Origin of the sequence: Frankia sp. CpI1-P, from assembly GCF_001421075.1 — a bacterium.
Classification (GTDB): domain Bacteria; phylum Actinomycetota; class Actinomycetes; order Frankiales; family Frankiaceae; genus Frankia; species Frankia torreyi.
Genome location: NZ_LJJX01000099.1, coordinates 1 through 11,065 on the forward strand (window position 1 = coordinate 1; position 11,065 = coordinate 11,065).

Here is an 11,065-nt window from a genome sequence, read left to right on the forward strand (position 1 = left end):
ACCCGAGCTCCGGAAGATCGTGTACACGACCAATGCGATCGAGTCGATGAACTTCCAGCTCCGGAAAATCACGAAGAACCGCGGGCATTTTCCCGACCGTGACGCGGCGATGAAGCTACTCTACCTCGGGCTTCGCAACATATCGAGTCAGCGGGGCGGCGAGTCCGGCACCGGAACCCACGGATGGAAAATCGCACTCAACACGCTCTCCAGCCTCTTCCCCGGACGCCTACCTTTCTGATAGTGTGAACGCGTAAGCTAAGCTATTCACCTCTGGCTTACACGGAAATCGTGACAGGCTCGCGATCGCCGGCTACTCGCTACTGCGCCGGGAAGAGGGTTTCATCCGGGTCCACCGCCTGGTGCAGGCGGTGATCTGGGGGAGCATGAGCGTCGAGGACCGCCAGGCGTCGTTCACGACGGCCGCCGAACTCCTCCTGGCCGCCCAGCCGAGTGATCCCAGTAATCCCACGACCTGGCCGACCTGGGCCGTCCTCGGCCCCCACCTGCTGCACCTCACCACCCACCCGGCGGGCACGGACTCCCATCCACTGCGCGACCTGCTGGACAGGTTCTGCCGCTACCTCCACGCCCGCGGCGACTACGCCGGCGCGCTCCGACTCGCGCTCGCCTTTCACCGACTGCGCCGGTCAACCCTCGGAGCCGACCACCCCGACAGCCTGAGCTCGGCGAACAACATCGCCGCGGCCCTGCGGGGCCTGGGCCGCTACGACGACGCTCGGGCGATGGACCAGGACGTCTACACGCTGCGCCGGCGCACCCTCGGAGCCGACCACCCCGACACCCTCACCTCCGCCAACAACCTCGCCGACGACCTGTACGCCCTCGGTTGGTTCGACCGCGCCCAAGCCCTCAACGAGGAGACCCTCGAGCACCGCCGCCGCACCCTCGGAGCCGACCACCCCGACACCCTCANCTCCGCCAACAACCTCGCCGCCGATCTGTACGCCCTCGGCGACTACGACCGCGCCCGAGCCCTCAACGGGGAAACCCTCGAACGCCGCCGACGCACCCTCGGAGCCGACCACCCCGACACCCTCACCTCCGCCAACAACCTCGCCGTCGACCTGTACGCCCTCGGCCAGTTCGACCGCGCCCGGCTCCTGCACGAGGAGACGCTGCGCAGAATGCGCCCGGTGCTCGGCCCCGATCACCCGGACACCCTCGGGGCGGCCGGGAACCTGGCCGTGGACCTGTACGCCCTCGGCGACTACGACGGCGCCCGAGCGCTCAATGAGGAGACCCTCGACCGCCGCCGCCGCACCCTGGGCGCCGGACATCCCGACACCCTCACCTCCGCCATCAACCTCGCCGACGACCTGTACGCCCTCGGCTTCCTCGAGGAGGCACGTACCCTGCACGCCGAGGCGCTGCAGCGGATGCGAGACATTCTTGGCGCGGATCACCCCGACATCCGCGCATCGGAAAGCCGCCTGGCGGTCGGTCCCGCTGTCCTCGGCGCAAGCCGTCCGGCCGCCGAACCACAGCCCGACGAACTTCAGCCCGACGAGCACGCACCCCATGGGCCGATATCCGGCGCGGCACCCCCGGACAGCACCCGACCGGACCCGACCGATGAGCCACCGGCCATCGCGCGGTAGGACCGCCCACCGCGGGCTGCGCAGCGGCGTTACCCGCGCAGCGCCCGTGGGACCTGTTCGTCGTCGGGGACACCGGGCACGAACGTGTAGCGGGATGCCTGCTGGAACTCCTCAAGCGCCTGCCGGGACAGCTCGTGGGAGGCGAGGGCGGTGAGCAGCCCGACCGGCACGCTTACCTCATCGGCGCCGTCCAGCAGGGCGGCCTCCGCCTGCCGCACGGATTTCACGCTGGCCGCCAGGATGCGTGACCTCTTCCGGTCCGGCACGGGACGCACGAGAATCGAGGCCAGTTCCGTCACCAGACGATCGTGNCCGAGCAGCCGGGCCGCCCGGTCGACGTAGGGAATCACCCAGTCGGCACCCACCGAGCCGGCGAGCGCCGCCTGCGATCCTCCGTACACCCCCGTCATGGCGACCCGGACCCCTCGACCGACAAGTTCAACGGCCATGGAAAAGTACTCCGAGACCGCAGGAATCTTGATCACGGTGTGGTCCGGATTCTGCTCGAAGGCGGNCCATGCCTCGCCGAGGGCGGCGTTTGGACTCACGCTGCACGGCTGATAGAAGAACATGCCACCCGGCAGGAGCGCACGCAACGCGCCGAGATGGCGCAGGGGGTCGTCGGCGGCACCCGCCCTGGCCATCAGGGTGGGGTTCACCGTTACTCCGCGCACATATCCGAGCGACGCGGCGAGGGCCACCTCATCGGATGCTGCCGAATCCAGGTACATGCTGATCGCCTTCACTTGTGGGCCGGTCGGCGGACAGCCGGTATCCTCGCATCTCGATTTCCCGCTGCCACGGACCCCCTTACGCCTGGATCTCCTTGGCGTAAGGAGCGGACAGCCCCGACCCGGTCCGCGTGACGGCGAGGGAGGCGGCCGACACCGCGGAACGGATGGCCGCCGCCGGGGGGACTCCGTNGGCCAGACCGGCGGCGAGATAGCCACAGAAGACATCCCCCGCGCCGACCGTGTCCACCGCGTTCACCACCGGGGCTGGTTCCCGCAACGAGAGGGCGACACCGTCGTCCCCCACAAGCCGGCCGATCACTCCACGCTCTCCCCACGTGACAACGACGTTCATGCGGGGAAACCGGGAGGCAAGATCGTCCAGCCGCTCCGCCATCACCTCCCCTTCCGCGTACAGGCACACCTCGACCTCGTTCGGCACGAAGTAGTCGACGAGAGAAAGCAGGTCCGCTGGGAGTGCGGCAGCGGGCGCCGGATTGAGGATCACCTTCACCCCGGCCGACCTCGCGATCCGCGCAGCCTGCCACACGGCGTCGAGCGGGAGCTCGAGCTGGAGCAGCAGGACGTCCGCCGCGGTGATCGCCGACCGGGCGGCGGCCACGTCGGCCGCGGTCACCGACGCGTTCGCCCGCGGGACGATGATGATCGAGTTTTGGCCGCCCCGCTCGACGACCGGCAACCCGACGCCGGTTCCGTCCTGCTCGGCGCCGTGCAGGTGCGTGGTATCGATCTCCTCCTCGGCCAGTGCCTGACGGAAGATGCTGCCGAACTGATCGGCGCCGACCCGGCCGACCAGGCTCGTCCGCGAGCCGGCGCGAGCGGCGGCGACCGCCTGGTTGAAGCCCTTTCCCCCGGGAGTCATCGTGAAGTCGTCGCCGACGAGCGTCTCGCCGGGAAGCGGCCGGCGGGTGGCGTAGGTGATCAGATCCATCATCAGACTGCCGACGACGCACACCGTGTCAGTCACGCGGGCCTGGCTCCTCTCGCTCGCACCCTGACCCTCACCCGAGGTCCGCGCCTCGGTTCTTCACCGAACTCTCCCGTATGCGCAGCTCCGTGTTGAGCACGACCGTCCTCCCGGTGGCTGCCGAACCCGCCAACCGACCGAGAAGCAGATCTGCGGCGGATCGCCCGATGTCGTCAAAGGGCTGTTCGATCGTGGTGATGGGCGGATCCTGCATCCCGTTCCAGGGGAACTCGTCGAACGCCACGAGTCCCATGTCTCGCGGAACCGAGCAGCGGGCCTCCCGGAGCGCTTCGAGGGCCCCCACCGCCATCAGGTTGTTGGAGACCAGAACCGCCTCGGGGCGCGGTCGTGTACGCAGCAGGCGGCTCATCGCGTCGTATCCGCCCTGCCGCTTGTAGTCGGCGAACACCGCCAGCTCGGCACGCGGTTCGATACCGTGCAACCGCAAGGCACGTTCGTAGCCCTCCCGGCGCTCGCGTGCCGTCGTCGTGCGCAGCGGACCGCCGATGAGGGCGATACGCGAGAACCCCTCACTGATCAGGTGTTCCGTGCCGCTGCACGCACCGGCGGCATTGTCCACCAGAACACCGTCCACCTGGTTACGCAGGGCGCGCCGGTCGACCGTCACCACGGGCGTCCCATGGTCGAGCAGCCGCCCGAGATCGGTCTCCTCCTCGGAGGTCGGCGCGACGATGACACCCGCCACCTCCCCGAGCACGGCAAGATCGAGATAGGCGTTCTCTCGGTCCAGATCCTCATCGGCGTTGCACAGGAGAATCGAATATCCATCGCGGGCCGCAGCGGCCTCGACGCCCCGAAGAACCCCGGAGAAGAAGGGATTTTCAGTATCACTGAAGATTGCTGCCCAAACCTTCGCGAGCGGGCGGGGAACCGCCATTCCACCATCGCTCCGAGAAATCGACGAGGACGGGATCTCCGGATTCCGAGAGCGGGCCGCGAAACGACCGATTCCACCGCCGTTCAGAACCCGGGTGAAGGTGTTCGTCGACACGGTCGGCCGGCCACCACCACGGCCGGCCAGCCGCATACCGTCGGCATCGCTCACGAATTTGACGACACGTCCACCCATGACGCCTGCTTTACTCAGGGGATCCGTTACGACAGGATAGACGCGGAAGGGCGGACAGGCTCCATCGACTTCCCCTGCACCTTCGCCTCCGCTACCCGATGACCGATTTCTACCGATTTCACTTTCNCCCCTCCGGGCGGCCTCCCGCCGGTCCCCCTCGGCTGCCCGGCGCGGGTCAGGGCAGCGTGGCGGCGTACCGCATCGTGTCGCGGGTGAGAGCCCGCAGCCGCGCGAGAGCCATCGGCCTGGGGACACCCGGCTGCCAGGCGTTGACACTGAACCAACCCTGGCTGCTCTGTAGCGACGGAATCAGGGAGATCATTTCCACCCCGACCGGCGGCTCCGGCAACCGGAACACCAACCAGTCCGTACCCAGCGCCACAACAGTCGCGATCCCGTTCGCCGCGATCACGGTCACATCCGTCGGCAGACATCGGCTGTCATCCTCATCCTCGCGGGTGAGGCCACGACTCGAAGGGCTTGCCAGGTGTGGCAGTTCCCTTCGCCGAGCTCACTCGCGCAGTCCTGTCGGCCGCCCGGCGAGGCACGNCATGCCGCGACCCGCGTAACGCCACGGCCCTCGTCCCCGCACATCCGGAGATAGCCGGCAGTTGCCCCATCTCCGGTGATACCAATAGTGGCCGGTGGGTCACGGTCGTGACGAGGCCGGGGCGAGAGCGGGGAGGATGCGGTGGACGTGGCAGGATTTGTCCGGCGCGGCAAGGCGGCGGCGCGGGCGACGGTGCAGGCGGGAAACCGGCAGACGCACCCGGTGCGGTGGGGGAATCTGCGCCGGACCAGCCCGTTCTCCGCCTGGTACGGCAGCGAGCGGGGACGACCGGTCGACCGGCATTACATCGACGGTTTCATGGCCGCCCACTGCGCGGACTACACCGGTAACCGGGTGATGGAGGTGAAGAACCCCCACTACAGTGACCTGTACGGGGCGCCGACCGAGCTGACGATCGTCGACATCGACGCGAACAATCCGGACCTCACCCTGCACGCGGACCTGAACAAGGTGGGGAGCCTCCCCCCGGGGGCCTACGACTGCGCGATCGTCACCCAGGTCCTTCAGTATGTCGACCCTCAGGCAGCGCTGGCGAACCTCTGGCAGTCCCTCGCCCCGGGCGGCGTCCTGCTGCTCACCGTCCCCGCCCTCGCCCGGCTCGACCCCCATGACCGGGACGCGGATCTGTACCGCTGGACTCCCGCGGGGCTGCGCACCGAACTCACCACCGCCGGCCTGCCCAGCGATGACGTGCACGGCCACGGCAACGTCCTGGCCGCCGTCTGCGCGCTCCAGGGNCTGACCGTGGAGGACGTGACGGCCGCAGAGCTGGACGTGGTGGATCAGGACTTTCCCCTCACCGTGTCCGCGCGCGCGGTGAAACGAATCTGATCGCACCCGCCCCAGGGGCGAGTGCGACGAGGGCCACCGTGGCGTCGCCAGCCTGGACCCGCCACTCGTTTTTGGATTGTCACGGCAGTCTGTCGTCCACGCGACACGGGCGACCTCATTCCGACAGCCTCCAGGTAGATACCGGGTATGCCATACTGCGTATGTTGCCCCCAGAGGGGCGGACCATACCGAGTATGTAAATACCAGGTATGCCGTGCCCGACNGGTACCTGCCGCCAGGCACGTGCCGACGCAGGCGCAGGGAGGCGTGATGTCGATCCGACACNGGCTGCTGGCGTTGCTCGCCGAGCGCCCGATGTACGGCTACCAGCTCAGGGCGGAATTCGAGACACGCACGGGCTCGACCTGGCCGCTCAACATCGGGCAGGTCTACACCACGCTGCAGCGACTCGAACGTGACGGGCTCGTCGAGCCGGCGGACACCGCCGGGTACGCCGATGACCAGACAGCCGTCTACCAGCTCACCGAGACCGGCCGCGCCGAGACCGAAAAATGGTGGTCGGCGCCGGTCACCCGCCACGCTCCGGCCCGAGACGAGCTGGCCATCAAGCTCGCGCTCGCCGTCACGCTGCCCGGAGTCGACGTGCAGGCGGTCGTGCAGCGCCAGCGGACCGAGACGATGCGCGCGGTGCAGCAGTACACCAGGCTCAGTCGCCGGGCCGACGAGGCGAACGACACCGCCTGGCTGCTCGTGCTCGACAGCCTCGTGTTCGCCGCCGAGGCCGAGATCCGCTGGCTCGACCACGTCGAGGCCCGGCTCGAGCGGACGGCCCGCCGGGCCGCCCGCACCGACGCCAGCCCGAGCGGTGCTCCCCCGCCGGCCACACCGACCACGGCCCTGTCCTCGCCAGGCCACCCAGACGCAGCCACGACCGAAAAGAGCGGACGATGACCTCGATCGCGCCCCCTCGCATGCCGGAGCCCGCGCCCCCCGGCACCTCCCCGCCCGCCTCGGCCCCGATACTGCGCATGCGCGGCGTGACCCGGGTCCACGGCGGTGGCGTGACCCAGGTCGTCGCGCTGCGCGGGCTGGACCTCGTCGTCCACCCCGGGGAGCTGGTCGCCGTGATGGGCCCGTCCGGCTCGGGCAAGTCCACCCTGCTGACGTTGGCGGGCGGGCTCGACCTCGCGACGTCGGGCGACGTGTTCGTCGACGGGACGGCGCTGGGAGGACTGTCCGCCAGAGCGCTCGCGGCGCTGCGTCGACGCAGCCTCGGCTACGTCTTTCAGGATCTCAACCTCGTTCCGGCGCTGACCGCGGCCGAGAACGTCGCGCTCCCCCGGGAACTCGACGGCGTGGCCACGCGCACGGCACGCAGGGAGGCGGTGGCCGCCTTGGCCGACGTGGGCGTGGCCGATCTCGCCGACCGGTTTCCCGACCAGATGTCGGGCGGCCAGCAGCAGCGCGTCGCGATCGCCCGCGCGCTGGTGGGCCCCCGGCGGCTCGTGCTGGCGGACGAGCCGACCGGCGCGCTCGACTCGGCGACCAGCGGCGAGGTGATGCGGATGCTTCGTGCCCGCTGCGACGCCGGCGCCNCCGGCCTCCTCGTCACCCACGAGGCACGGCACGCCGGGTGGGCCGACCGGGTGGTGTTCCTGCGCGACGGAACGGTGGTCGACTCCACCGGCGAACCGTCGACCCCCGAGTCCCTGCTCGGCAGCACGTCGACCCACCCGCACGGAAGCCGATCCTCCGACCGCCCACCGTTCGTCCCCAGACGGACCAACCCCGGACCGTCCAGTCCCGGACCGTCCAGTCCCGGACCGTCCAGTCCCGGACGGCCCAGTCCCGGACGGCCCAGCCCCGGAGCGACCGACCCCGGACGGCCCGACGGGGACAGCGGGAGCGCAACGGACGGAGCCGACCGGTGACGAAGCTGGGATTCCCCGCCGGGCGGGCGGCCCTGCGGGTCGCCCGACGCGACGCGCTGCGTGCCAAGGGCCGCACGCTGCTGATCGCCGTGATGATCGGGTTGCCGGTCCTGCTGGTCTCCGCCGTCGACGTCATCGCCCGATCGGCAGACGACGGCCCTGCGCAGCGGGTCTGGCGCACGCTCGGCACGCACCCCAAGCTGCAGGCACGGTTCACCGGCTGGAACATCGGGCTCCCCATGGCGCAGAGCCCCGACGCCGAGACCGCCAGTCCGGTCGACCCCGACGCGAGCGGGCCGGCCCATCTGCCCGATGCCGAGCGGGCGCGGGCCGGCCTCGCCGCGGCGTTGCCGCCCGGGGACCGGCTCGCCACCGTGCACGACGCCCACGACGCGCGCCTGCGGATCGAGGACCCCCGCGCCCACGACGGCAGCCGCTTCGTTCGCGCGGACCTGCACGAGGCCGCCTGGACCGACCCCCGCCTCGCCGGCCTGGTCACCCTCACCTCGGGCCGACTGCCGGCAAAGGATGGCGAAGTGACCGTGACGGCCTCGTTCGCCAGGCACCTCGGCGTCGGGGTCGGCGACACCATGCAGCTGGAGCTTCCGGGCCGTGCGGCCGCCGACTCCACCGCACCCACCGGTGCCGTCTCTCCCGCCGGCGGTGAGGGGCGCCTGCGCCTGGTGGACGTGGTGGGAGTCGCCCGCCTCCACGAGGACCGCAACACCAGGGCGGTGCTCGGCACGCCGGGCCTGCTGCCGGCCACCGACACCCCGGGCTACGGCAACGACACGCTGTATGCGGTGGGTCCGAGCCCTGTCACCTGGAACGATGTGCTGCGCCTGAATCGGCTCGGTGCGGTCGTGGTGAGCCGGGCGGTGTTCGCCGATCCGCCCCCCGCGAGCGACGTGCCCGCGGTGCCGAACAGTTCCGGCACCTTCGCCGCTGCCGACGCGGCGGTCGCCGCCACGGCCGTCGGCCTGGTGTTGCTCGAGGTCGCGCTGCTGGCGGGGCCGGCGTTCGCGGTCGGCGCTCGGCGCACCATCCGCAATCTCGCGCTGGTCTCCGCCAGCGGCGGCAACCGCCGGCAGATCGCCGCCATCGTGCTCGCGGGCGGACTCGTGGTCGGTTTCGGGGCCTCGGTGGCCGCCGCCGGGCTCGGCGCCGGCGTCGGCGCGGCGGCGCTGCCCGTCCTCGAGCACTACGAACACGGCGACTTCGCGCACACCGACGTCCGGCTGCTCGACCTGTCACTGATCGTCCTCGTCGGGACGCTCACCGCCGTTGCGGCGGCCGTCGTGCCGGCCTGGCAGGCCAGCAGGGTCGACGTCGTCGCGGCGTTGGCCGGTCGACGAGGTCCGCTCGTCACCCCGAGGCGAGTTCCGGTACTCGGCGTGGTCGCGGTCGCGGTGGGGGTCGGTCTGGCGGCGCTCGGCGCGGCCACCGCCGAACCACTGCCGCTGCTCGCCGGTACCGCGGTCGTGACACTCGGCATGATCGCGACCGCGGGATCGATCGTCGAGCTCCTCGCCAGGGCCGCCCGGCGGCTGCCGGTCGCCGCCCGGATGGCCCTGCGGGACGCGGCTCGCCAGNGTGGTCGCACCGCCCCCGCCGTCGGGGCGGTGATGGCCGCGGTCACCGGATCGGTGGCGATCTCGCTCTACGTCGCCGCGCTCGACCACCACGACCACCTCACCTACCGGCCGTCGGCCGCCCCGGGGGGCGTGGTGCTCGACCTGACGCGGTGGGGGCCGAACGGGCCGGAACAGCCGCATCCGGCGGCGCAGGTGGAGGCGTTGCTGCGCGCGAACCTGCCCGTGGACAGGGTCGCGCCGATCTACACCATCGGCAGTGCCGCAGACAGTTCGTCCTACGCCTACCCCGACCCTCGCAGCGACCTCTCCTGCGACGGGACGTACGGCCCCAGCCTGGCCCCGTGGGACGCGTCGGTCGACGAACGGTGCGGCGAACGGGGGCTCATCCAGGTCCACAACGGCGTCGCGGTGGACGACGGCACCGCGCTGGACGTCGCCAGCAACGGCGGCTACCCCGATGCCCGGGCCGTCGTGGCAGCCGGCGTCGTCGCCGTGACGAACCCCCAGTACCTCCGGGCGGACGGGACCGTCGTCGTGAAGGTCAGTCCGCCGTACGATCCCGGGCAGTCCGCTGTCGGGACGAGCGAACGGACGCTCGTCCTGCCCGCCAGGCTCGTCAGGCGCGCCGGCGGTACCCCGATCGACATGATCGTCGTGCCCCCGGCGCTGGTACGGGCGCGGGGGTACTCGGTCATTCCCGACGCGGTGATGGCCAGCACGACCCGGGTGCCCACGGCGGCCGAGGCCGAGCGGGCGGACTCGGCACTGGCGGACGCCGGAATCGACGGCGGCCTCGTCGTCGAACGTGGCTACCAGAGCGACTACGACATCGGGTTGGTGGCACTGGCGGTCGCGGCCGCCGTCGTCACCCTCGGCGCCACCGGCATCGCCGTCGGACTCGCCGCGGCAGATGGTCGCGCCGACCTGGCGACGCTCGCCGCCGTGGGGGCGAGCCCGGGCGTACGCCGCCGGCTGGCCGCCAGCCAGGCCGCGGTGATCGCCGGCACCGGGGTGGTGCTGGGGGTCGTGGCCGGCGGGGTGCCCGGCCTCGCGTTGATCTGGATGGAACGCCACGGTTCCGGGACGTTCGACCAGACCTGGGAGTTCATCCCACCCTGGCTGAGCCTGACCAGCATCGTCGTGCTCGTGCCGCTCGTGGCCGTGGCGTGCGGCTGGCTGTTCACCAGGTCCCGGCTGCCCACCCTCCGCCGCGTCACGCTCTAACCCCTCGGCCTGGTCTTTCCGCAGTGCTCCCATGGCTGGAGAGACGCCCGTGTGATCCCAGCAACAAAGGGCTCGAGGTTGATAGTCGAAGATGGCGTGCTCACCCGGACGAGAAGGCGGCTATCTGGCCTTATGAACGTCGGGTTCCGGGTCGGTCTGGAGGAAGCAGCCGAGACTGGGGTCGTAGAGACGGACACCCATCAGGGTGAGGCCGGACAGGGTGTCCCGGGAACGTTCCTTCGCGCCAAGCCAGCCGTACCGCGGATACGCCGAACTCAGGAAGTAGGGGCTGNCGAACTCGGTGGACTCCGCATAGCTCGCCGGCGAACCGGCCGAGGTCGCGTCGTCGACGGTCGCGACCACATCACCGTGCAGGTTCGCCAACTGCAACGTCACCACACCACCATCGGTCTGGACCGCGGCCAGATCGCCGCCGATACCGCTGACGTTCCGCGACCAGGACGAACCGACCCCGATCCACGCCGGGCTGTCCCCCGACCCCGACGTGTAATGGTTCACCG

8 protein-coding genes and 6 pseudogenes are annotated in these 11,065 nt (G+C 70.8%); 8 read left to right on the forward strand and 6 right to left on the reverse strand.

Annotation, left to right across the window (positions count from 1 at the left end):
- The 3 genes and pseudogenes from FF86_RS30215 to FF86_RS69400 all read left to right on the forward strand — a co-directional run.
- Nucleotides 1-241, forward strand: a 241-nt coding sequence (locus tag FF86_RS30215; RefSeq protein WP_131729410.1) for a transposase, incomplete at its 5' end; no start/stop codon positions are given.
- Between the two features lie 64 nt (nt 242-305).
- On the forward strand, nt 306-936 hold a 631-nt coding region (locus FF86_RS69395; RefSeq protein ID WP_396230193.1), incomplete at its 3' end, for a tetratricopeptide repeat protein.
- Nucleotide 937: 1 nt separating this feature from the next.
- A pseudogene (locus tag FF86_RS69400) lies at nt 938-1,622 on the forward strand (tetratricopeptide repeat protein); the annotation flags it as partial.
- 29 nt (nt 1,623-1,651) lie between these two features.
- Here the strand turns inward: FF86_RS69400 and FF86_RS61205 are convergent.
- The 6 genes and pseudogenes from FF86_RS61205 to FF86_RS30240 all read right to left on the reverse strand — a co-directional run.
- A pseudogene (locus tag FF86_RS61205) lies at nt 1,652-1,933 on the reverse strand (hypothetical protein); the annotation flags it as partial.
- 1 nt (nt 1,934) lies between these two features.
- Nucleotides 1,935-2,107, reverse strand: a pseudogene (locus FF86_RS69405) (transaldolase family protein); the annotation flags it as partial.
- Nucleotides 2,108-2,432: 325 nt separating this feature from the next.
- Nucleotides 2,433-2,545 (reverse strand): hypothetical protein (locus FF86_RS69410; RefSeq protein ID WP_396230194.1); only part of this gene is annotated, 113 nt, incomplete at its 5' end.
- 1 nt (nt 2,546) lies between these two features.
- Nucleotides 2,547-3,341: pseudogene (locus FF86_RS69415) on the reverse strand (ribokinase); the annotation flags it as partial.
- A gap of 34 nt (nt 3,342-3,375) precedes the next feature.
- Nucleotides 3,376-4,407, reverse strand: coding sequence for a substrate-binding domain-containing protein (locus FF86_RS30235; RefSeq protein ID WP_199865873.1), 1,032 nt, complete (start codon nt 4,405-4,407; stop codon nt 3,376-3,378).
- Nucleotides 4,408-4,606: 199 nt separating this feature from the next.
- Nucleotides 4,607-4,843 (reverse strand): hypothetical protein, encoded by a 237-nt coding sequence (locus FF86_RS30240; protein WP_128423432.1) that lies wholly within the window; start codon nt 4,841-4,843, stop codon nt 4,607-4,609.
- 495 nt (nt 4,844-5,338) lie between these two features.
- Between FF86_RS30240 and FF86_RS69420 the strand changes: the two genes are divergently transcribed.
- From FF86_RS69420 to FF86_RS36820, 5 genes and pseudogenes are all read left to right on the forward strand, one after another.
- Nucleotides 5,339-5,739, forward strand: a 401-nt coding sequence (locus tag FF86_RS69420) for a class I SAM-dependent methyltransferase (protein ID WP_396230195.1), incomplete at its 3' end; no start/stop codon positions are given.
- 380 nt (nt 5,740-6,119) lie between these two features.
- Nucleotides 6,120-6,745 (forward strand): annotated as a pseudogene (locus FF86_RS30250) (PadR family transcriptional regulator); the annotation flags it as partial.
- A gap of 20 nt (nt 6,746-6,765) precedes the next feature.
- On the forward strand, nt 6,766-7,389 hold a 624-nt coding region (locus FF86_RS30255; protein WP_242419908.1), incomplete at its 3' end, for an ABC transporter ATP-binding protein.
- 1 nt (nt 7,390) lies between these two features.
- A pseudogene (locus FF86_RS69425) lies at nt 7,391-7,725 on the forward strand (hypothetical protein); the annotation flags it as partial.
- A partial coding sequence (locus tag FF86_RS36820) for an FtsX-like permease family protein (protein ID WP_206779089.1) occupies nt 7,722-9,317 on the forward strand: 1,596 nt, incomplete at its 3' end. The pseudogene FF86_RS69425 and the gene FF86_RS36820, both read left to right, overlap by 4 nt.
- Nucleotides 9,318-11,065: the final 1,748 nt, after the last annotated feature.